The 22,343-nt window shown below is 68.6% G+C and carries 20 protein-coding genes; 7 read left to right on the top strand and 13 right to left on the bottom strand.

Features of this window, described 5'->3' with window-relative positions:
- The first annotated feature begins 24 nt into the window (after window positions 1-24).
- A complete protein-coding gene (locus WS70_RS31970) occupies window positions 25-198 on the top strand; it encodes a hypothetical protein (protein ID WP_159082982.1) in 174 nt (57 codons plus the stop codon).
- Window positions 199-435: 237 nt separating this feature from the next.
- On the top strand, window positions 436-2,103 hold the full coding sequence (locus WS70_RS27155; protein ID WP_059597427.1) for a S10 family peptidase: 1,668 nt from the start codon (window positions 436-438) through the stop codon (window positions 2,101-2,103).
- Between the two features lie 312 nt (window positions 2,104-2,415).
- Here the strand turns inward: WS70_RS27155 and WS70_RS27150 are convergent, their stop codons facing one another.
- The 6 genes from WS70_RS27150 to WS70_RS27120 form a co-directional block, all read right to left on the bottom strand.
- Window positions 2,416-3,030: an SCO family protein gene (locus tag WS70_RS27150; RefSeq protein WP_059469925.1), complete on the bottom strand. Its 615-nt coding sequence runs from the start codon at window positions 3,028-3,030 to the stop codon at window positions 2,416-2,418.
- The gene (locus tag WS70_RS27145; RefSeq protein ID WP_059597426.1) at window positions 3,027-3,851 is read right to left on the bottom strand and encodes a formylglycine-generating enzyme family protein; all 825 of its coding nucleotides are present in this window, start codon (window positions 3,849-3,851) and stop codon (window positions 3,027-3,029) included. Before WS70_RS27145 ends, WS70_RS27150 begins: the two co-directional genes overlap by 4 nt.
- A 31-nt stretch (window positions 3,852-3,882) precedes the next feature.
- On the bottom strand, window positions 3,883-5,442 hold the full coding sequence (nirK, locus tag WS70_RS27140) for a copper-containing nitrite reductase (protein WP_059597424.1): 1,560 nt from the start codon (window positions 5,440-5,442) through the stop codon (window positions 3,883-3,885).
- A 450-nt stretch (window positions 5,443-5,892) separates the two neighbouring features.
- Complete coding sequence (locus WS70_RS27130; RefSeq protein ID WP_059597422.1) at window positions 5,893-6,333, bottom strand: SRPBCC family protein; 441 nt, start codon at window positions 6,331-6,333, stop codon at window positions 5,893-5,895.
- 43 nt (window positions 6,334-6,376) lie between these two features.
- On the bottom strand, window positions 6,377-7,219 hold the full coding sequence (locus WS70_RS27125; RefSeq protein ID WP_059469928.1) for a phosphoenolpyruvate hydrolase family protein: 843 nt from the start codon (window positions 7,217-7,219) through the stop codon (window positions 6,377-6,379).
- A 2-nt stretch (window positions 7,220-7,221) separates the two neighbouring features.
- Window positions 7,222-8,439 carry a Tm-1-like ATP-binding domain-containing protein gene (locus WS70_RS27120; RefSeq protein ID WP_059597420.1) on the bottom strand — a complete coding sequence of 406 codons (1,218 nt, stop codon included), beginning with the start codon at window positions 8,437-8,439 and terminating at the stop codon, window positions 7,222-7,224.
- Window positions 8,440-8,550: 111 nt separating this feature from the next.
- Between WS70_RS27120 and WS70_RS27115 the strand changes: the two genes are divergently transcribed.
- Window positions 8,551-9,525, top strand: a complete 975-nt coding sequence (locus WS70_RS27115) for a TetR/AcrR family transcriptional regulator (protein WP_059597419.1) — start codon at window positions 8,551-8,553, stop codon at window positions 9,523-9,525.
- Between the two features lie 12 nt (window positions 9,526-9,537).
- Here WS70_RS27115 and WS70_RS27110 read toward each other — a convergent pair whose 3' ends face one another.
- The 7 genes from WS70_RS27110 to WS70_RS27080 form a co-directional block, all read right to left on the bottom strand.
- A complete protein-coding gene (locus tag WS70_RS27110) occupies window positions 9,538-10,182 on the bottom strand; it encodes a LysE family translocator (RefSeq protein ID WP_059597418.1) in 645 nt (214 codons plus the stop codon).
- A gap of 112 nt (window positions 10,183-10,294) precedes the next feature.
- Window positions 10,295-10,957, bottom strand: a complete 663-nt coding sequence (locus WS70_RS27105) for a glutathione S-transferase family protein (protein ID WP_059597417.1) — start codon at window positions 10,955-10,957, stop codon at window positions 10,295-10,297.
- A gap of 164 nt (window positions 10,958-11,121) precedes the next feature.
- Window positions 11,122-12,024, bottom strand: a complete 903-nt coding sequence (locus WS70_RS27100) for a DMT family transporter (protein WP_059469933.1) — start codon at window positions 12,022-12,024, stop codon at window positions 11,122-11,124.
- Between the two features lie 86 nt (window positions 12,025-12,110).
- On the bottom strand, window positions 12,111-12,296 hold the full coding sequence (locus WS70_RS27095) for a hypothetical protein (RefSeq protein WP_059469934.1): 186 nt from the start codon (window positions 12,294-12,296) through the stop codon (window positions 12,111-12,113).
- Between the two features lie 497 nt (window positions 12,297-12,793).
- Window positions 12,794-13,825, bottom strand: a complete 1,032-nt coding sequence (locus tag WS70_RS27090; protein WP_059597416.1) for a Zn-dependent oxidoreductase — start codon at window positions 13,823-13,825, stop codon at window positions 12,794-12,796.
- A gap of 51 nt (window positions 13,826-13,876) precedes the next feature.
- Window positions 13,877-15,085, bottom strand: coding sequence for a D-mannonate dehydratase ManD (gene manD, locus WS70_RS27085; RefSeq protein WP_059597415.1), 1,209 nt, complete (start codon window positions 15,083-15,085; stop codon window positions 13,877-13,879).
- A 21-nt stretch (window positions 15,086-15,106) separates the two neighbouring features.
- Entirely contained in the window at window positions 15,107-15,832 is a 726-nt protein-coding gene (locus WS70_RS27080) for a GntR family transcriptional regulator (RefSeq protein ID WP_059469936.1), read from the bottom strand.
- Window positions 15,833-16,006: 174 nt separating this feature from the next.
- Here WS70_RS27080 and WS70_RS27075 point away from each other — a divergent pair, with 174 nt between their 5' ends.
- The 4 genes from WS70_RS27075 (at window position 16,007) to WS70_RS27055 (ending at window position 22,294) form a co-directional block, all read left to right on the top strand.
- The gene (locus WS70_RS27075) at window positions 16,007-17,476 is read left to right on the top strand and encodes a mannitol dehydrogenase family protein (protein WP_059597414.1); all 1,470 of its coding nucleotides are present in this window, start codon (window positions 16,007-16,009) and stop codon (window positions 17,474-17,476) included.
- A 250-nt stretch (window positions 17,477-17,726) separates the two neighbouring features.
- A complete protein-coding gene (locus WS70_RS27070) occupies window positions 17,727-19,025 on the top strand; it encodes an MFS transporter (protein WP_059469967.1) in 1,299 nt (432 codons plus the stop codon).
- Window positions 19,026-19,143: 118 nt separating this feature from the next.
- On the top strand, window positions 19,144-19,902 hold the full coding sequence (locus WS70_RS27065) for a DeoR/GlpR family DNA-binding transcription regulator (RefSeq protein ID WP_059597413.1): 759 nt from the start codon (window positions 19,144-19,146) through the stop codon (window positions 19,900-19,902).
- A 577-nt stretch (window positions 19,903-20,479) separates the two neighbouring features.
- Window positions 20,480-22,294: a phospholipase D-like domain-containing protein gene (locus tag WS70_RS27055; protein WP_059597412.1), complete on the top strand. Its 1,815-nt coding sequence runs from the start codon at window positions 20,480-20,482 to the stop codon at window positions 22,292-22,294.
- Window positions 22,295-22,343 lie beyond the last annotated feature (49 nt).

Raw genomic sequence — 22,343 nt, 5'->3', positions numbered from 1 at the left:
TCTGCCGACGCGCCGTCGCACTCGATGCGACGGCTCGCAGGCTGCGGCGTCGGGGCGTTTGACGTCGGCGTCGCGGCGCCGGAGATTTTGCGGCGCGGGGCCGATGGCGGCGGTGCCAACCGCAGCGGTTCGGCGGCGCAAGCCATGACGCTCGACGGCGCCGGCGAGCCGGGCGTCGACGCGGTGACGACGCGGTGAGCAAAGGCGCCCGCGTAGCCGCAGCGGCGACGCCGGCATCGCAACGGTGCTTCGCTGCGATTGCGGCGAAGCGGTCGTGGCAGCGGACGCGCGTCGCGCGAAGCCGATGCGGTCCGGTGCCGGCTCGACGCGATCGGTTGCCCGAGACACGCGCGCCGTCGCAATCGACCGCAAACGGTTTGGCACGATTGACGATTCGTTCATGCACCACCTAATAGAACCAGAAGGAGCAGCAGGATGAGCATCGATACGACATCTTCCGGCGGCGTGCAGCCGCTGCATCACGGCGCGTCGGCTTCGGTCCATGCGCCGCCGACCGTCGTGACGCCGAAGGCGGACGGCGATCAGCCATTCTTCGATCCGGTCGCGTACGGCAACGGTCCCGACGATTCTGTGACGGACACGACCGAGGCCGCGGCGCTCACGCATCACACGATCCAGATCGACGGCCGCACGATCGCGTACGCCGCGACGGCGGGCCACCTCGTGACCGTCGACCCGAGCAGTTCACAGCCGAACGCGAAGATCTTCTACGTCGCGTTCACGCAGGACGGGCAACTGGAGGAATCGCGGCCCGTCACGTTCTTCTACAACGGCGGACCGGGCTCGTCGGCGGTGTTCGTGCTGCTCGGATCGTTCGCGCCGAGGCGGATCAAGACGTCGATGCCGAGCTTCACGCCGCCCGCGCCATACCGGATGGAAGACAATCCGGACAGCCTGATCGACAAGAGCGATCTCGTGTTCATCAATCCGGTCGGCACCGGCTATTCGGCGGCGATCGCGCCGCACAAGAACCGCGATTTCTGGGGCGTCGACCAGGACGCGAACTCGATCAAGCAGTTCATCAAGCGCTATCTGACGAAGAACAACCGCTGGAATTCGCCGAAGTTCCTGTTCGGCGAATCGTACGGCACCGCGCGCAGCTGCGTGCTCGCGTACAAGCTGCATGAGGACGGCGTCGACCTGAACGGCATCACGCTGCAATCGTCGATCCTCGACTACAAGCAGGCGGGCAACCCGGTCGGCGCGCTGCCGACCGCGGCCGCCGACGCGTGGTATCACAAGCGGCTCGGCGTCGCGCCGGCGCCGACCGATCTCGGCGCGTTCGTCGAGGAAGTCGCGCAGTTCGCGCGCACCGACTATCTCGACGCGCTGCGCAAGTTCCCGCACGCCGATGCGGCCGTCGTCAAGAAGCTGTCCGACTACACCGGCATCGACACGACGACGCTGTTGTCGTGGAGCCTCGACATCGCGGGCTACGACACGCGCGGCAATTCGCTGTTCCTGACGACGCTGCTGAAGGCGCGCGGCTTGGCGCTCGGCGGGTACGACGGCCGCGTGACGGGAATCGAATCGGGGATCGCGGGCAAGATCGATCCGAACTCGGGCGGCAACGATCCGACGATGACGGCGGTGTCCGGCGTCTACACGGCGATGTGGAACGCGTATCTGAACGAGCAATTGAAGTACACGTCGAATTCGTCGTTCACCGACCTGAACGACCAGGCGTTCAAGTACTGGGACTTCGGCCATGTCGATCCGACGGGCGAGCAGCAGGGCGTCGACGCGAAGGGCAACGTGATCCTCTACACGGCGGGCGATCTCGCCGCCGTGATGGCGCTCAACGTCGACCTGAAGGTGCTGTCGGCGAACGGCCTCTACGACTTCGTCACGCCGTTCTACCAGACGGTGCTCGACTTGCAGCAGATGCCGCTCGACGATCCGAAGGTGCGCGAGAACCTGTCGGCGCGGTTCTATCCGTCGGGGCACATGGTGTATCTCGACGGCGGCTCGCGCACTGCGCTCAAGCACGATCTCGCGCAGATGTACGAGTCGACGGTGCACGACGCCGCGGCCGTGATGCGGATTCGCGCGCTGCAGGCGAAGAAGCGCGAAGGCGCGTGATGGAGCCGGGCGCGCGCCGCGAGTCGCGCGGATGCGGCTCGCGGGCGGTGCGGTGCGTGAATGCGCGTGACGGCATGGCGGCGCGCAGCGGGCGCAAGTCCGTGTGCCCGCGCTCTCGCGCGCTGGCGATCGATGCGCGGCGGCGTGTGCCGATTTCGACAGGCGTGCAACGCGCGATCGAAGGGATGCCATACGGGGATGCGGCGGCGCATGGACATCCGGCGAGGTTCGATGCAGAGCGCGTTCGCGCGAGACGCACGGCATGCCGCAGCGTTCGACGGACGAGCGGCGACGCCTCGCGTCGCCGTTTTTTTATTGCGCGGCCAACTGCTTGCGCATTGCATCGACGAACGCCGGGTCCGTCTCGCCGAGCGTGTTCGTGTGCGCGACGATGCGTCCGTCGGCATCGAGCAGCACGATCGTGCTCGAATGATTGAACTCGCCGCTCGCGAGCTTCCGGTACTGAATGCCGAGCAGCGCGGCGACGGCGCGCGTGCTGTCGCGATCGGTGCGCGCAAGCCGCCAGCGTGCATCGAGGCCGTGCGCGTTCGCGGTCTTGCGCAGCACCGCGACCGAATCGCGATCGGGATCGATCGTCACCGCGACGACCTTGATCCGTTTGCGCGCCGCCTCGCCGCCCGCGTCGAGCGTGAGGCCGATCGTCTCGAACAGCATCGGGCAGACCATCTTGCACGACGTGTAGAACATGCTGACGAGCGTCGGCATGCCGCGCAAATCGGCCAGGCGGAACGTTTTGCCGTCCTGATCGGTCAGCGTTGCGTTTGCCGGGTAGAGCGAATCGGTTGCCGTCGCAGCGGTCGCTTGCTCGGCTGCGACGGGCAGGCCCGCGCCTTCGGCGGTCGTCGCGACGCATGCGGCGGCGATCAGCGCGAGCGCGCCGCGCCGGGTGAGGTGTCCAAGCTTCATATCATTTCTCCTGAAATCGAACGGGCGCAGCGAAAACCAAGGCTTCCGGTCGAATCCGCACCGGTGAGGGAAGACAGTAGCGCGACGCGCATCAGCACCGCGTAGCTGTCGCGCCGCACGATGCTGATCGCGCCGGCGCCGCAAAACCGTTGCTGGTCCGGGTCGCCTTGCGTGCGGCTGTCGCCGCTGATGAAGAGCGCATTGAAGTCGTCGACCCATTCCCAGATCAGCCCGTGCAGGTTGCGTACGCCGTAGGCGTTCGGCGCGCCGCCGACGGGCGGCAGCACGCGCGCGGCGGGCTGCTCATACCACGACAGGATCTGCCTGCGCCACAGCGGATCGTTGCGCGCGTCGGTGCGCGTCGCGTCGGCGGCCGCCGCGTATTCCCATTCGAGCCACGTCGGCAGCCGGGCGCCTTCGCTCGCGCAATACGCGCGCGCGGCGAACCAGCTGACGCCCGTGACGGGCGCGTCGGGCGACGTCGGCTGCGCGGGATGCAGCGGGTCGGCCCAATCGGCGAGATACGCGGGACCGGCGAATACGCGCGCGACGCGATCGCGCCGCCATTCGGGATGCGCGCTCACGAACGCAGCGAACGCGCGGACCGTCACGGGCGCGTCCTGCAGCTCGAACGCGTCGATGTGCACGGGCGTCGAGCGGCCCGGCACGTCTTGCGGCAGCGCGCTTTCGAAGTCGCCGCCCGGCAGCCGCACGAAGCGCGCGGCGGCATGCGCGCCCGCCGCAGCGAATGCAAGCGCCAGTGCGATCGCCGCGATGCGGGCGAGTCGAACCGCGCGTGACGATGTCGACGAAGCGCGCATGGCCGTTGCTCCCTGGCGTCGGTGGATCGTGTCAGTGCGAAGTCTCGGCGACCGCGGGCGTCTTCGTGCGGATCTTCGCGACCTCGTTCGCGCCGACCTGGCCGCCCGGATTGCCCCAGTTGTTCAGCGCGTAGGTCAGCACGTTCGCGACTTCGTCGTCGGTCAGTTGCGCCATCGGCGGCATCGCCGAATCGTAATCGCGGCCGTTGACCGTCACCTTGCCGTTCAGCCCGTGCAGCAGGATGCCGATCGCGCGCTTCGGATTCGCGGCGAGGAAATCGGAGCCGGCGAGCGGCGGGAACACGCCCGGCAGGCCGGCGCCGCCGCTCTGGTGGCACACCGCGCAGGTGCTCGCGAACACCGCGCCGCCCGCTTTCACTTGTCCTTGCAGCGACAGCGGCGCGGCGGGCGTCGTTGCACGCGTCGTGACGAGCGAAGCGCCGGCATTCGCGCCCGCGGCGGCCGGTGTCGCGTTCGCCGCGGGGACCGATCCGGCCGCGGCGGCCGCACGATCGCCGCTGTAGAGCGTATCGAGCTCTTTGCCCGAATAGACCGCCTTGTTGTCCGGACCGTCGACCTTGAGGATCGCGAGCGCGCCCTTGTTGAACGCGCGGAAGATCGAGTGATCGACGAACGTGTAGTTGCCAGGCACGCGCGTATGGAACTCGATCGTCGCCGCGCCGCCCGCTGGAATCAGCGTCGTCTGCACGTTGCTCTGCGTGACGTCGGAGCCGTCCTCGCGCACCTTGTCGAACACCGTGCCGATCACGTGGAAGCTCGACACGAGATTCGGTCCGCCGTTGCCGACGAACAGGCGCACCGTCTCGTCGATGCGGGCGCGCATCGCCTTGTCGCCCGTCAGCGCGCCTTCGGCGCCGTTGAAGACGACGTAGGTCGGGCGCTCGTCGATCGCCTTGTCCATGTCGAACGATTGCAGCCCCTTCTCGCGATACTTGCCGTTCGTATAGAAGTCGCCCTGCATCACGTAATACTCGTGGTCGACCTGCGACAGCCCTTCCGGCGGCTCGACGAGAATCAGGCCGTACATCCCGTTCGCGACGTGCATGCCGACGGGCGCGGTCGCGCAGTGATACACGTAGAGCCCTTCGTTCAGCGCCTTGAACGTGAAGCGCGATTCGTGGCCCGGTGCGGTGAAGCTCGACGCCGCGCCGCCGCCCGGTCCCGTCACCGCGTGCAGATCGATGTTGTGCGGCATTTTGCTGTCCGGACGATTCTTGAGATGGAATTCGACCGTGTCGCCTTGTCGCACGCGGATGAAGTTGCCGGGCACCGCGCCGCCGAAGGTCCAGAACGTGTAGTTCACGCCGTCCGCGATCGGCATCACTTTCTCGACGACTTCGAGATCGACGATGACCTTCGCCGGATAGCGGCGGGTGATGGGCGGCGGCACGTTCGGCGGGCTCACGAGCGCCGCGTGGATCGGCTCGCCTTGCGGCGGACCGAAGTCGCCGGAAATCTTGCCGGTTGCCGTCGCGGCATGCGCGCTCGCGCTCGCCGCTACGACGGCGCTCAGCACGACGGACAGGAACGTGGCGCGGAGTTGGCCACGGGTCGATTGCAGGTCTTTCATGATTCGCCCCTCGCTGGCTTCGTTTCTTCCAAGCTATCGGTCGCGAGACAGGGCAGCATTGATGTTCGGCAAATGCATCTTTTTGGGCGCACGCAGGGCGGCGAATAACTTAATCCAGGTGAATTCCGGGCGGCGCAGCTGCGCCCGCGTGTCGCAAGTGTTGCGGTGTGCGAACGGATCGCGCGCTATGCGCGGCCCGTTCGCTTCCTGCGTGGGGAGGCGCCTTCATGCGCGGCGCGATTGCGAATAGAAAGTGGCCGGCCCGTCAAGGTCGGCCAAAAAGGTTCCGGCTTCATCCGAGGGCCATTGCCAGAACCCGAGAACTCGCCGGCGGGGCTGCGTTGCCGCACCGCAAGCCGGCGGTGCGACGCAGCGGCGGCAGAAGCCGCCGGCAAGCCGCGCACGACGCCCGAAACGGGCATCGGCGCGGCGAAACACATCTGCGACATGTCAGCGCGCGCGCAGCTTGTCCGAGAGCGCGCGAAATCCCGCCGCGAACACATGCTCGCTGATCGACGCCGCAATCGGCTGTAACTTGACGCCTTCGGTCGTGAAGTTCGCCCACCATTGCGCGAACGTCTTGCCCGAGTCGGTGACGGGGAAGAGCTTCACGCCCGCGACATAGTTGCGCACCGGCATCGACGTCTCGACGATCGAATACTCGAGCGCGTGACTCGGCTCGTCGAGCTTCAGCAGCTTTTCGCGAACGAAGCCGTCCTGCAGCGTCAGGTACCGGATCGCGCCCACCGTGTGCGCGTCCGGGCCCGGCTCGAGCCGGCTTTCGACGATCGCCGGATGAAACGCGGCGAGGCCGTTGAAATCGCGGAAGAACGCCCAGACGCGCTCGGTCGGCGCGTCGATGACACTGCTGGCGAAGGAGGTGTGGTTCATCGTCGTTCGGTTCCTCGTAGAGGCGCGCGCACGCGCGCGGGCATCATGACGCGACGCGCCTGTCGATCTCCTTGAAGCGCCGCGTCATGTCGGTCAATGCGGTTTCGGCCGGCAGGCGCTCCATCGAGCTCGCGCCGTAGAAACCGTGGCACTGCGGGCACTCGCGCAGGATGTACGCGGCGTCCTCGGGCGACGCGATCGGACCGCCATGGCACAGCACGATCACGTCGTCGCGCACCGATTTTGCCGCATCGGCCCAGCGGCGCACGAGCGGCACGCAGTCGGCGAGGCGGCGCGCGGTGCTCGCGCCGATCGTGCCGCCCGTCGTCAAGCCCAGGTGCGCGACGACGATGTCGGCGCCCGCTTCGGTCATTGCGATCGCATCGGCTTCGCTGAATACGTACGGCGTCGTCAGCAGTCCCTTGCCGTGCGCGAGGCGGATCATGTCGACTTCGAGCGCGTAGCCCATCCCGGTTTCTTCGAGATTCGCGCGGAAATTGCCGTCGATGAGGCCGACGGTCGGGAAGTTCTGCACCCCGGAAAATCCGAGCCGGATCAGCTCGTCGAGAAACGCGTCGAAATTGCAGAACGGATCGGTGCCGTTCACGCCCGCGAGCACGGGCGTCGACTTGACGACGGGCAACACCTCGCGCGCCATGTCGACGACGATCTCGTTCGCGTTGCCGTACGCGAGCAGCCCCGCGAGCGAGCCGCGCCCGGCCATCCGGTAGCGGCCCGAGTTGTAGATCACGATGAGGTCGATGCCGCCCGCTTCCTCGCATTTCGCGGACAGGCCCGTTCCCGCGCCGCCACCGACGATCGGCTCGCCGCGCGCGATGGTCGCGCGCAGTTTTTCGAGGATCTCGGCGCGTGTCAGTCTCTTCATCTTCAATTCCGGTGTGCTGCGTGAAGCGATAAAAAGTGTTCGACGGCGATGTCGGCGAACTGTGGGTCGTTGATGTGCGCGGGCACGCGCACGAGGCGGCGATTGTCGGTCTGGTTCACCGTCGCCTCGAGCGCGTCGAAGAGCGCCGCGTCGGCTTCCGGGCTCCAGAACGCCTGGCCCGGCGCGTCGAGCGCCGACACGCCGCCTTCGGGAATCAGGAAGCGCACGGGGCCCTCGCACGCGTTCAGCTTCGCGCCGATCCACTCGCCGATCCGGCGGTTCTCGTCCGGCGTCGTGCGCATCAGCGTGACTTGCGGGTTGTGCTTGTACAGCAGGCGGCCCGCGTAGCGGGGCGGCATCGTGTCGATATGGCCGAAGTTCACCATGTCGAGCGCGCCGCACGAGCCGACGTACGGCACGCGGCTGCGCGCGATCGCGTCGAAGCGGTCCTCGCCGCACGCGAGCACGCCGCCCATCAGCAGGTCGCAGACTTCGGTGGTGGTGAGATCGAGCACGCCGTCGAGGAGGCCGCTGTCCGCGAGCTTCTCCATCGCATGGCCGCCGTTGCCCGTCGCATGGAACACGATGCAGTCGAAGCGGGCGTCGAGCCGCGACGCGACCGCCTGGATGCACGGCGTCGTCACGCCGAACATCGTCAGCCCGAGCGCGGGCTTCAGGTCGGCGGGCAGCGGCTGCATGTCGCGCACCGCGCCCGCGATCATGTGGGCGCCGTTCGCGAGCACCTGCCGCGAGATCCGGTTGAGGCCGGCGACGTCCGTCACCGAATAGAGCATCGCGATGTCCGACGAGCCGACGTAGGCGGACACGTCGCCCGACGCCATCGTCGAGATCATCAGCTTCGGCACGCCGATCGACAGCGCCTGCATCGCCGGCGTGATGAGCGCGGTGCCGCCCGAGCCGCCGATGCCGATCAGCGCGGCGACATCGTCGCGGCTTTTGATGTAGCGCTCGAACGCGATCGCCATCGCGGCGATCGCGCGGCCGCGGTCGCCGCAGAACACGGCGGCCGCGCCGTCCGGATGATGCGCGGCGACGGTGTCTGCGCCGATGTCGGCCCCGAGCCCCGGCGCGCGCGTAGACAGATCGACCACGACCGCCGGGAGCCCCGCGTCGGCGATCCGGTCCTTGACGAAATGCGCTTCCGCGCCTTTTGTATCAACGGTTGCCGCAACGTAGATCTGTTTACGGTGGGGTACCATTTGGTCTCCTTCGCCAATCGTTCGTTTGTCGCCCGATGTACCGCGATTCGATTCCGCGACAACTTTAACACAGGTGAGACGGCCGTCTCAGCGGTCGCCCACACAAAACACATGCCAACTACCGTATCCGCAACGGAAACGCTGTCCGAAACGCGCACGCAGACTCGCGACCTGCTGCTGCAAACCGCGCTGTCGATGCTCGAGCAAGGCTGGTTTCCGTCGATCACCGAACTCGCGAACGCGTCCGGCGTGTCGCGCGCGACCGCTTATCGCTACTTCCCGTCGCAGGCGGCGCTCGTCAGCACCGTCGTCGACGAGAGCCTCGGGCCGGTGCTGCAATGGCAGCCGACGTCGACGTCGGTCGAGGCGCGGGTCAATGAACTGCTCGATTTCGCGTATCCGCGGATGGAGCAGCACGAAGGCGCATTGCGCGCCGCGTTGCAGGTCGCGTTGCAGCAGTGGGCGAACGAGCGTGCACGGCGCGCCGAGGACGAGCCGAAATACCGGCGCGGCAACCGCAAGCGGCTCCTGTCGCTCGCGGTCGAGCCGCTGTTGCAGGCGGGCGTCGCGCCGGCGGCGGCTGCACGGCTCGCGCAATCGTTGTCGCTGCTTTACGGCACCGAGGCGATGGTCGTGCTGAAGGATTTCTGGGGGCTCGACTTCCAGCAGTTCATGAACGTCGTCAAATGGACGAGCTCCGCGCTCGTGCGCGCGACGCTCGCGGAGGCGGGCGTCGCCGGGGCGGCGGGGAGCGACGTCGGTTCGGCGGGGGGCGTGGAGGCCGCGAGCGATGCGGATACCGAGAGCAGCGCGTCGTCGGGCGGTGCGGGGGCGGCGGGGAGCGATGCTGGTTCGACGGGCGGCCCAGGTGCCGCGAGCGACGACACCGCAGCCGTGCAGAGCAGCGTCGGATCGGCGGGCGGCGCGGATGCGGCGGGGGCCGCTGGCCCGGCCGGCAGTGCCGGTGCTGCGAGTGGCGCCACTGCGTCGGGCGCTGCGGATCACGCACATGACGCCGGTGGCCCGAGCGTTGCGGATGGCGCGCACGAAGCGGCTGCTCCCGGCGACGACAAGCGCGATTCCTGAACAGCCCGCGCGTCAGCGCAGCAGTTGCCGGACGCCCAGCGCGACGACGAGCCCGCCGCAGAACCGGTCGATCGCCTTGCGGCCGCGTCGATAGGCGGTCGCGACGTCCGCATGCGACAGCGCGAGCGCGACGAAGCCGTACCAGCCCGTCGCGACCGTGGCGACCATCGCGAGCATTGCCGCGAAGGTCGGCCAGCCGACATGCGCGGGCGCGGCCGATGCGAATACGGCCGCGTAGAGCGCGACTGACTTGGGGTTCGCGAGATTCGTCAGCAGGCCTTGCGCGAACGCGCGGCGGGCGCCGACACGATCGCTGCCCATGTGCCGCGGCGTGCCCGGCGCTGTCGCGCGTCGAACGCCGGCGCGGCCGGCATCGCGAATCAGCCGGAAACCGAAACGGATCAGGTAGGCGGCGCCCGCGAGCTTGACCGCGACCGCGAGCCACGGAAACGCGGCGAACACGATGCCGACGCCGAGGATCGCGCACGACGCCCACATCAGATTGACGAGCACGATGCCGCCCGCCATTGCGAGCGCGTCGCGCCGGGTCGCCGAGACGGCCTTGTGCGCGACCGCGACGAAGTTCGGGCCCGGGATCACGACGCCCGCGAGATACACGGAAAAGACGGCAAAGATGGCGTGCGAATCGACATGCATGCGGGGTTCCTTCGAAGCGGCGGCGTTGGATCGGCCGTTCTCGGCGGCTCGAACGATTGCGGTGATTGCAGCGAGTGCGGCAGTCGCGTGGTCGTGCACGCGGTCGTGCAAGTCATCCCGCCGCGCCAATCGGCGCATTGAGCCATTCGGTCAGCCCTTCGCGCGCGGTCAGCTCGGCGAACGACGGCCGCGCGCGCATCCGTTCGACGTAGCGCGCGAGATGCGGCCACGCGAACACCGTGCGCGGCATGTTGCGCGTCCAGCGCATCAGCACGATCGCGAGGAAGTCGGCGGTGCTCGGTGACGCGCCGCCGAGCAGATGGTCGCGGCCGTCGCGCAGCCGGCCGTCGAATTCGTCCATCGCCGCTTCGATCTGAAGGCGCGCATGCGCGCGGACCGCGTCGGCGCCGTCCGGATCGCCATCGATGTCCGCGTAGAACCAGTTGCGCATCGCCGGCAGCAGCGTGTTCGCCAGATAGATCATCAGTTCGAACCACGCGGCGCGCTCGGGCGTGCCGGGCGGCGGCGCGAAGCCGCCTTCCGGATGGCGCTCGGCGAGCAGCATCAGCAGCGCGGTCGATTCGTGGCGCGGCACGCCGTCGACGACGAGCGTCGGCACGCGGCCCGTCGGATTCAGTCGCCGATAGTCGGGCGAATGCTGCATGCCTTCGTCGATGTTGATGCAGCAGACGTCGAACGGCACGCGCAGCTCGATCAGCATCCAATGGACGGCCATGCTGGCCGCGCCCGGCGAGTAGTACAGCGTGTACGACATGGGCGGTCTCCTTGATCGGGGGGCATCGGGTTCGACGCACGGCGAGCGGTCGAGACGCTCGATGGTAGCAAGTTCGGCGATGGTGCGCCGGGGCATGCGCGCGTCGGCGGGGACGTGTGCGCCGGGACCGCCGCGGAGGCGGATTCGCGCGGGCATGCCGGCCGTCAATTACGGCGCGCGAGCGTGACGCCGGCGAGCGCGACCGCGAAGCCGGCGATCTGCGGCGGCCCGAGCGTCTCGCCGAAGAGCGCGTAGCCCTGCAGCGCGGCGAGGGGCGGCGCGAGAAACAGCAGCGACGTCGCGCGCGCCGCCTCGCCCCGGCGCAGCATCGCCATCAGCAGCATCACCGCGACGCCGGACAGCATCGCGATGCCCCACGCGAGCGAGAACCACAGCGCGGGCGCGCCGTGCCAGCGGGTTTCGCCGAGCGCGAGCGCGGCGGCGCCGGCGACGAGCGCCGCGCCGAGGTTCTGCACGGCGACGGCGGTGCGCAGGTCGGTCTGCGCGAGCGAGCTTTTCTGATAGAGCGAGCCGGCCGTGATCGACGCGACGGCGGCGACCGCGATCGCGACGACGGCCCATGCGGGCGCGCCTCCCGCCGCCGCGCGGGCGGCGGCGAGCTTCGGCGCGAGCACGAGCGCGACGCCCGCGATGCCGAGCGCCATTCCGAGCCAGCCGCGCGCCGACAGCCGCTCGCCGAAGAGCGGCGCGGCGAGCGCGGCGGTCGCGAGCGGCTGAAGCGCGCCTAGGAGCGCCATCACGCCGGCGTTGAGCCCTTGCGCGACGGCCCAATAGCTCGCGCCGAGATAGACGCCTTGCAGCAGCGCGCCGGCGAACAGATGCCGGCCCCATTCGCGCCCCGAGGGCCAACGCGCACGGACGGCGAGCGCGACGCACGTGTAGAGGAGCGCGGTGCCTACGAAGCGCGCGAGCAGGTACAGATTCGGATCGGCGTAGGGCTTGATCGCGCGCGCGACGATGAAGCCCGTGGACCACAGCGCGACGAACGCCGCGGCGACGAGGGAAGCGGAAGCAGGCATGCGAAGCGGACCGGGCGCGGCCGACATGACGGTGAAGCCGCCGAGTATCGCGCGGCGGTGCGCCGCCGTCTTGTCGAAATCTGCACTGCCCGCGGCGCGGCGCGCCGGCCGCTTCAGTCGATCGAGAACGTGTCGAGCGGCTGATTCGCGCTGGCGTCGGTCGCGAAGCGCGCGCTCAGTTGCTGATGCAGGCGGCGCGCTTCATCGAGCGTGAGATCGATCCAGTACGGATCGCCCGCGGCGTCGTTGAGCCGCTCCGGCGGAAACTGGATTTCGAGGACGGCGCCTTTGCGATACATCGATTCACCTCTGTCGGTTGGCTTGGGGTCGAGCGGCGAGTTTAGCAATGTGCGGCGGAGCCGATTGCCGTGCGACGCGAAATACTGAATTGCTCGTGGGTGAGAGGCGATCGTCGAAAGCGGGGCGATGGGCGCCGCATGTTCTCGGCGGGGCGCGTCGTCTGGAGCGCGCGGTCCGTCCGCGGGCCGGCGCGCGGCGCGCATGGCCGCTTCCGTTCATGCGTGTATGAGATGACGCGACGCGGGCGAGCGCGTCGCGCGTCGAGCGCATTGCGCGCGGCCGATCCGATTTCGCGATGCGGAGCGCATCGCTTGCTTGTCATGGCGTGGCGTGGCGGAAATCCATGCCCTTGCACGGTTGCCGATTGTCGGCGTACAGCGTCGTAACCGGGCGGCCATGTCGCTTTTCAAGCGGTGGGCGAGCGGCACTGGCGAAGCGCCGCGACCCGATTTCGACGTTCCCGCAATCGCACCCGATGCGCGGCATCGGACGCCGTTCATTCCGCCGCGAAATCCAGCAGGATCTTGCAGCTTTCTCGCGGATTGCGCTCCGCGAGATCGAACGCCTGCGCGACGTCGCGGAAATCGACCTTGTGCGTGACGATGTGCTCCGGATGCACGAGCCCCGCGCCGATCCATTCGATGACCTGCGGAAACATCGCACAATTGAGCCGCGACGCGCACAGCGTCAATTCCTTCTTCGTCAGCTCCGCCTGCACGATCGACGACGGCTCCGACGAGAAGCCGAGCACGCCGATCCGCGCGGCGGGCGCCGCGAGCCGCACCGCTTCCTCGAGGATCGACGGGTGGCACACCGCATCGAAGATCAGCGTCGGACCGCCGTCGACCCCGCGCCGCTGCAGCGCGTCCGGCAGCGTTTCCGTCGCGGCGTTGATCACCTCGTCGTCGGCCGCGCCGCACTTGCGGGCGAGTTCGAGGCGCTCGCCGAGGCGATCGGTGATGAACGCGCGGATTCCGTAGACGCGCTTCAGCACCTGCAGCAGCGTGAGGCCCACCGTGCCCGCGCCGTAGATCAGCGCGACGTCGGACGGCAGCACGCCGGTGCGCGCGGTCGCGTTCGCCGCGACCGCGAACGGCTCGACGATCGCCGCGCAGGTGTCGGCGATCTCGGGCGGAATCCGGTAGGCGTTCGCCGCGGGCACGCACACGTATTCGCTGAAGCCGCCGTCGCGATGCACGCCGAGCACGGTCAGGTGGCGGCACACGTTGCGCCGGCCGATCGCGCACGCGTGGCAGCGCCCGCAACTGATGACCGGATCGACCGCGACGGTTTCGCCGATGCGCGATGCGTCGACGCCCGCGCCGACCGATTCGACGCGCCCGACGAACTCGTGCCCGATGATCCGCGGATACGAGACGAACGGGTTCTTGCCATGAAAGATGTGCAGATCGGATCCGCAGATGCCCGCATAGCGCACGCGCACGCGCAATTCGCCCGCGGCGGGCGCGGGCATCGGCATTTCGCGCACGCCCATGCTATTGGGCCGATCGACGACGACGCTCAGCATGTCCTGATTCTCCTTCGTGTTTCGTGCATTCGGGTGATCACTCATGCGTGATCACCAATTCCACATCGAGCCGTCGCGCAAGCGGGCGACGGGCAGATACGCGCGCTCGTACGGATATTTCGCGGCGAGCGCCTCGTCGATGTCGACGCCCAGGCCCGGCACGTCGTCCATCACGAGACAGCCGTCCTCGAAGCGATAATTGTGCGGGAAGACCTCGTCGGTCAGCGCGGTGTGCGGCATCAGCTCCTGAATGCCGAAATTCGGCGCCCACAGGCCGAAGTTGACGGCGGCCGCCATGCATACGGGCGACAGGTCGGTCGCGCCGTGGAAGCCGGTGCGAACCTGGTACATCGCCGCATAGTCGGCGATGCGGCGCACGTGCGTGATGCCGCCCGCGTGGACGATCGTCGCGCGGATGTAGTCGATCAGCTGGTCGCGGATCAAGTCCTTGCAGTCCCAGATCGAATTGAAGACCTCGCCGACCGCGAGCGGCGTCGTCGTATGGCTGCGGATCAGCCGGAACGCGTCCTGATTCTCGGCGGGCGTCGCGTCTTCGAGCCAGAACAGTCGATACGGCTCGAGATCGCGCCCGAGGCGCGCCGCCTCGATCGGCGTCAGCCGGTGATGCGCGTCGTGCAGCAGATGCGGCGCGTCGCCGACTGCGTCGCGCACCTTGCGGAACAGCTCCGGCGTGTGGCGCAGGTAGAGCGCGGTGTCCCACGGCTCCTCGGGCGGCAGGCCCTTCTCGGCGGGCTCGTACGCGCCCGCGGTCTTGCCGACGCCGTACACTTTCGAGAGCCCCGGCACGCCGGACTGCACGCGGATCGCGCGGTAGCCTTGCTCGATGTGCCGATGCACGGCGTCGATCGCCTCGTCATGATCGCGTCCGGTCGCGTGGCCGTACACCATCAGCCCGTCGCGGCTCCTGCCGCCGAGCAGCTGATAGACGGGCATGCCGGCGAGCTTGCCCTTGATGTCCCATAGCGCCATGTCGATCGCGGCGATCGCCGTCATCGTCACGGGCCCGCGGCGCCAGTACGCGCCGCGATACAGGTATTGCCAGATGTCCTCGATGTCGCGCGGGTCCCGGCCGACGAGGCACGGGAACACGTGGTCCTCGAGATACGCGCGCACCGCGAGCTCGCGCCCGTTGAGCGTCGCGTCGCCGAGGCCGTAGACGCCTTCGTCGGTGACGATCTTGACCGTCACGAAATTCCGGCCGGGGCAGGTGACGATGAGGTGCAGCCGTTCGATTTTCATCCGGCTTCTCCGGTGAGGGGTTCAGTCGACAAAGTAATGCGGCGCGCGGTCGCGCACCTCCGGCAGATGGGAGCTGACGCGGTCGACGTGCATCGCGACCGACGCGCCGAGCAGCGCCATGTTGCGCGACGCGATGTGCGCGAGGATCTGCTCGTGCTCGTGCAGCGCGCGGCGCGCGTGGTCCTCGACACGATCGAGCAGCAGCCAGCGCACGCGGTCGAACTGCCGCTTCATCGGCTGCAGCATTTCCCACACGTGCGGCCGGCCGGCGAATTCGAACATCCGGCCGTGCATCGTTTCGTCGAGCGCGAAGAACGTGTCGATGTCGCGCGCGGCCACTGCGTCGCGCTGCGCGTCGACGAGTCGGGCGAGCTCCGCGAGCTGCGCCGGCGTGATCTTCTGCGCGAGATCGACGTGGTTCGCGCATTCGAGCGTGCTGCGCGCGAAGCGTCCTTCCTCGAGTATCGACACCGAGATCGGCGCGACGATCGTGCCGACTTTGCGGTAGATCTGCACGAGCCGCTCGTCGGCGAGCTGCGCGAGCGCTTCGCGCACCGGCGTGCGGCTCACGTCGATCGTCGCCGAGATCACCGCCTCCGACAGTGCGGTGCGCGGCGGCAGCGCGCCGCGCACGATCGCGTTGCGCAGCAGCGCGTGCACCTGCTGCGTATACGACTTGCCGGCATCGAGCACGAAGCCGTTCAGCGCCGCGACGACGGTGTCTTCCGTGGATTCCTTGTCGTTCATCAACTGGGTCTTCATCAAGGGCCGAGACAGGGTCTCTCTCATCTGTCTACCATGGTACATCTGACGCGCCAGATAGCCGATATAGCGTTTACACCGATAAAAATAGATGTGCACTCGGAATAATCTCCCGGCAATGCATTGACTACCATGGTACAAATCGCCGATTCAATCACCATGCCGCTTCTTTCGTCTGATCAATGCCGGGATCTGCCGGCCGACGTGTCCCGCCCCCGCTACGACAGGCGCGCGCTTCGCACGGGCATCGTCCATCTCGGTCTCGGCGCATTTCATCGCGCGCATCAGGCGCGCTACACCGAGACGCTGCTCGACCGCGGCGATACGCGATGGGGGATCGCCGGCGTCGAGCTGCGGCGCAGGCATGCGGTCGATCTGCTCGCCGCGCAGGATCATCTCTATTCGGTGACCGAGCGCGACGGCGACGCTGCGCGCACCCGGATCGTCGGCGCCGTGCATCGCGCGCTGTTCGCGCCGCAGGCGCTCGCGCCGCTGCTGAGCCTGATCGCCGATCCGGACGTGTCGATCGTCAGCCTGACCGTCACCGAGAAGGGCTATTACCGGAAGGCGGGCGGCGCGGATCTCGACGTCGACGATCCGGCGATCCGCCGCGACCTGCAGCAACCGGACGCGCCTTGGACGACGCTCGGCGTCCTGGCCGCGGGCATCCGGCTGCGTGCGTCCGGCGCGCCGCTGTCGGTGGTCTGCTGCGACAACATACCGTCGAACGGCGACACGCTGCGCATGCTGGCGACGCAATACGCGGAGCAGTTCGACGGCGCGCTCGCGCGGCGCATCCGCGGCGACGTCGCGTTTCCGAACACGATGGTCGACCGGATCGTGCCGGCCGCGACGCCCGAATCGCTCGACTGGGTCGAGGCGCGCATCGGCGTGCGCGACGAGGCGGCGATCGTCTGCGAGCCGTTCGCGCAATGGGTGTTCGAGGACCGGTTCGCGGGCGCGCGGCCGCGCTGGGAGGACGCGGGCGCGCTCGTCGCGACCGACGTGCGTCCGTACGAGAAAATGAAGCTGCGCCTGCTGAACGGCGCGCACTCCGCGATCGCCTACGTCGGCCAGTTGCGCGGGCGGCGCACGGTGTCCGACGCGATGGCCGATCCGCTGATTGACGCATTCGTGCGCGGCCTGATGACGCGCGACTTGCTCGCGACGGTCGACGTGCCTGCCGGCTACGACGCGCGCGCGTATTGCGCGTCGTTGATCGAGCGCTTTCGCAACCCGACGCTCGCGCATCGCACCGCGCAGATCGCGACGGACGGCACGCAGAAGGTGCCGCTGCGCTGGCTGCCGGCGCTCGCGGAGAGCGCGATGGCGGGCGTCGAGCGGCCGTTTGTCGAGCGTGCGCTCGCGGCGTGGCTGCATTACGTCGAAGTCGCGCGCGACGAGGCGGGCGCGCCGCTCGCGCTCGACGATCCCGGCGCCGATGCGCTTGCTGATCGCCTTCGCGGGGCGCGGACCGCGGCCGATGCGGTGCGCGCGGCGCTGGATTCGCTCGCGTCGCGCGACGCGGCGCGATGGCCCGATGCGCTGACGGCGCGCGTCGGCATGCATCTGGCGACGCTGCGCGAACGCGGCACGGACGCGCTGCTGCGGCCGTTGCTCGACGCTTGATCGCGCGGGCCGGCTGCGGGATCGGGCGCTCGCATCCGCGTTTGCATTCGCCATCGCCCGCCGTGCGAAGGACTTCGTTTTTCGTGCGGCGGATTTCGCGCGCAAAGCCGAGCCGAAGACGCGTCGCCCGACCGCCGCATCCGCCGGCGACACACTGCCGAAGTCGGTCCGCGGTCGGCCTTCCGTCGACGCGCCGGCGGCAACGACAAATCACATGAACGCCGGCAGCATCGGCATGAAGGAGACAGGCATGAACCAGAAAACGATGGGATGGATCACGGTATTCCTGCTGTTCATCGTGTATGGCATCAATTATCTCGACCGCGTCGCGCTGTCGATCGTCGCGCCGATGGTGCAGAAGGATCTCGGGATCGACGCTGCGCAGATGGGCATCGTCTTCAGCACGTTCTTCGTCGGCTATGCGCTGTTCAACTTCATCGGCGGCCTCGCGTCGGACCGGCTCGGGCCGAAGCTCGTCTATGTGCTGGCGGTCGGCCTGTGGTCGATCTTCTGCGGGATGACGGCGATCGCGATCGGCTTCGTGAGTCTGCTGATCGTGCGCCTGCTGTTCGGCATGGCGGAAGGGCCGCTCTGCTCGGCGGCGAACAAGATGGTCAACAACTGGCTGCCGCGCGAATCGGCGGCGACCGCGATGGGGCTCCTGAGCGCCGGCTCGCCGCTGGGCGGCGCGATCGCCGGGCCGATCGTCGGGGTGCTCGCCGTCGAGTTCGGCTGGCGGCCGGCTTTCTGGATCGTCTGCGCGATCGGCCTCGCATGGGTGCTCGTCTGGGTTGCGACGACGTCCGATCGGCCCGCGCAGCGCGTATCGACGGCCGAGCAAGCCGTGCCCGGCGGTGTCGCGCCGGCCCGCGCGGCGGCGCAGCAACCGGCCGCCGGCACCGCCGATGCGCCGCCGCTTCGCCATTACCTGAAGCAGCCGCGCATCCTCGCGACGGGCGTCGCGTTCTTCGGCTACAACTATGTGCTGTTCTTCTTCCTGAGCTGGTTCCCGAGCTACCTCGTGCAGGCGCATCACCTGAACATCCGCGAGATGAGTGTCGCGACCGTCGTGCCGTGGCTCGTCGGCACCGTCGGCCTCGCGTGCGGCGGCGTCATCTCGGACGCGATCTACAAGCTCACCGGCAACGCGATGCTGTCGCGCCGGATCGTGCTCGTGAGTTGCCTGCTCGGCGCGGGGATCTGCGTCGCGGTGGCGGGCTCGGTGCGCTCGTCGCAGAGCGCGGTCGCGCTGATGTCCGTGTCGCTCTTCTTCCTCTACGTGACGGGCGCGATCTACTGGGCGATCGTGCAGGACCTCGTCGTGCCCGCGCGGGTCGGCGCCGTCAGCGGTTGCCTGCACTGCATGGGGAGCCTGTCGGGCGTCGTCGGGCCGGCCGTCACCGGCTTCATCGTCGAACGCAGCGGCTCGTTCGTGTCCGCGTTCGTGCTCGCGGGTGCGATCGCGCTGATCGGCGCGGTGCTGTCCGCGCTGTTTCTCCGCAATCGTCCGCGCGACACGCGCATGCTGCGCGAAATCCCGATTCTGTAGGCCGGCTCGCGGCGCCGCCGGACAGGCGGGCGATCGGCGCGAGATCATTGCGCCGTACTACAATAGCCCGCCATCCGTCATTCACGATCCGACTCGCGGCCCGGCCGCGCCGCGCGCCATGCTTGCAGAACAACGTCATCGCTACATCCTGTCCGAACTCGGTCGCGCGGGCGCACTGTCGGTCGCACAGCTCGTGAACGCGCTCAACGTGTCGCGCGAGACGATCCGCCGCGATCTGAACGCGCTTGCCGCGCGCGGCCTCGTGATCACGACGCACGGCGGCGCGCTCGCCGCCGACCGGCACGAGCCGAGCGTGTCCGAGCGCGATGCGTCGCACGCGGACGCGAAGCGCGCGATCGGCCGGCGCGCGGCCGAGTTCGTGGCCGATGGCGCGTCGGTGCTGCTCGACTCGGGCAGCACGGTCCATGCGGTCGCGCTCGCGCTCGTCGACCGGCATCGACTGACCGTCTATACGAACGACTGGCGGATCGCCGGCGTGCTCGGCCGCCGCAACGGCAACCGCGTGACGCTTCTCGGCGGCGAGCTGTCCGATGACGAAGACGCGACATTCGGCCTCGACACGATCCAGCAGCTCGGGCAATACCACGTCGATTTCGCGTTCGTCGGCGCGGGCGGGATCACGCCGGACGGCACGTTGACCGATTATTCGCGCGTCGTCGCCGAAGTGCGCGGGCGGATGCTCGCGGCGGCGGCGGCGCCCGTCGTCGTCGCCGATCACTCGAAGTTCGGACGCGTGATGCCCGTGCGGATCAATGGCTCGGAGGCGGCCCGCTTCCTCGTGACCGAGCGCGCGCCGGACAAGGCGATGCGGCGGGCGTTGACGTTGCGCGGGATCGAGCTCGTCGTCTGTGGTTGAGCGGTGCGGTGTGGGGCGGTGCGTGGTGGACGGCGCGATGCGCGGGATGTTCTGACAAGTGGCGCGCTATTTCGTGTTCCGGCGCGAGCACGACAAGGCGATGCGGCGCGCCGACGTTCTGGGGAGCGGGATTGTTGTCTGCGGCGGATCGTGGTGGCAACGGCCGATGCGTCGCGAGCGCGCGATGCACGTCATGTTCCGATAAGCGGGGCGCTATTTCGTGTTCCGGCGCGAGCACGACAAGGCGGTGCGGCGTGCGCCGACATTCCGGCAGATCGAGATTGTCCTGCGGCTGATCGCTGCTGCGTCGGTCGATGTGTCGCACACCCGCGATGCAGGTCATGTGTCTCGCATTGCGCTGCGCCGCGCAGCGTGCCGTCGAACCTCGCCCTGTCTCGTTCCGCTTCGATCACCTGCCTCTCGTGCGCCCGCCCTTCGCCATGCCCCATCCGCCGCCTCGAGCCGCGTCGAAGCAAACACGACACGGAAACTTCATCGGAACGTCACACGCACGGCAAGCAAGCGCTGAACACTCGACGCTTCGACTTTGGAAGGCGATGAGCCGAGGAGGGCGGCGATGTCCGTCAGCGTGCGCAGCTATCTTTCCCCGACGTTGGTCCTGCTGGCCTTCGATTGGCCCGACGCGCGGCGGCGCGATGATTTTCTCGGTTTTGCGATCAAGCGTACGCCCGGCTTCTGGTCGACGGACGGCAAGACGCGCGCCGCGACGAGCTGGCTGCCGAACCGGCTGACGTTCGACGGCCCCGCGGCCGGCACCCAAGGCGATGCGCCGACCGATCAGGCGCCGATCCAGAAATTCATGTGGTGGGACGCGCGGATCGATCCACCGGATCGCGGCCGGACGTTTCGCTACGACGTCTATCCGGTCGTCGGCACGCCCGCGTCGCTGCACGTGCTCGAAGCCGATGCGGGCGTATGCAGCGTCACGCTGCCCGCGCACGTCGAGGATGGGATCGGCACGTGGTTCAACCGCGCGGTGGTGAGCTCGCAGGCGTTCGCGAAGCAGGTTCGCGCGCTGCATCTCGCCGCAGGCGATGCGCCGCCGCCCGACGCGGCGCTGAAGCTGCGCACGTGGCTTGCGAACGATCTGCAGGAGACCTTCGGATTGGTACTCGGCGGCGATGCGCGGCGCGCGGTGTCGGCGGTCTATCACCTGACCGATCCGCTTTGGGCGATTCCGGCATTCGACGCGTTCGGCCGCGCGCACGGCGCCGATGCGCTCGCGATCGTCTATGACGCGCACGAGACGCAGCGCGGCCGCGGCGAGCCGCCGCTGCCGTCGCCGAACCAGCCGGCCGTCGACCGATTGACGGGCATCGCGACGCTCGCACCGCGCGACAAGACGCGGATCATGCACGACAAGTTCATCGTCGCGGGCGACGAGACGGGGCCCGCGCGCGTGCTGACCGGCTCGGCGAACTTCACGACCGAGGGCATCACCGAGCAGGCGAACGTACTGCACACGTTCGAGTCGGCGGCGCTCGCCGAGCTGTACAACGCGCGAGCGCGCGCGCTCGCGTCGAATCCGGGCATCGCCGAGACCGCGCGGCTCGCGCCCGGCTGGTCGGAGGCGATCGAAATCGGTTCGGCGCGCGTGCGCGTGTCGTTTTCGCCGGAGCCGCGCGGCGTGCGCACGCAGATCGACACGGTTGTCGACGCGATCCGCGGTGCGCAGCATTCGGTTGCGTTTTGTCTCTTCATGCCGACCGATGCCGCGCTGCGCGACGCGTGCTTCGAAGCGGGCGACCGCGGGCTGATGATGTTCGGGCTCGTCAACGGGATCAGCGCGCGCGGCGCGCAGCAGGCGGACGCGGATCAGCGCGACGGCAAGACGCTCGATGCCGCGCGTCTCGCGAACCTCGAGCTGTATCACCGCAGCCGTTCGAATCGCGACGTGATCGACGCCGCGTATTTCTCTCCCGCAGCGGTGCCGGACGGCTTCGAGACGGAGCTGCGGCTCTTTCCGGGGGAAGCGCCGCCCGCTTATCCGCCCGTCGTCATTCACCACAAGTTCATCGTGATCGACGCGGAGGGGGCGGATCCGATCGTCTACAGCGGCTCGGCGAACATGAGCGGGAATTCCGAGCATTTCAACGACGAGAATCTGCTGGAGATTCGCGATGCGCGCGTCGCGGCGATCTATCTCGCGGAGTTCTTGCGGCTTTACGAGCACTATCGTGCGCGCGCGCTGGCGATCGCTTCGCGTCGCGGCTCGGGTTCGGATGCGGGTTCGGGGACGGGCGTGCGCGGCAAGCTTGCGTTGCAGCCGGATTCGCGGTGGGCGAAGAAGTACTTCGTCGCGGGAAGCCCGGAGGAGAAGGCGCGGATCGCGCTTGCCAAGCCGGCGCCGGCGACGCACGCGCAGGCCTGAGCGGACTTCGGCGCTCGTCGTGGGGCTGCGCGACGAGCGCGCGGCCCCA

This window comes from Burkholderia mayonis (assembly GCF_001523745.2).
GTDB lineage: Bacteria > Pseudomonadota > Gammaproteobacteria > Burkholderiales > Burkholderiaceae > Burkholderia > Burkholderia mayonis.
This window is presented reverse-complemented; position numbering and strand designations above follow the sequence as displayed.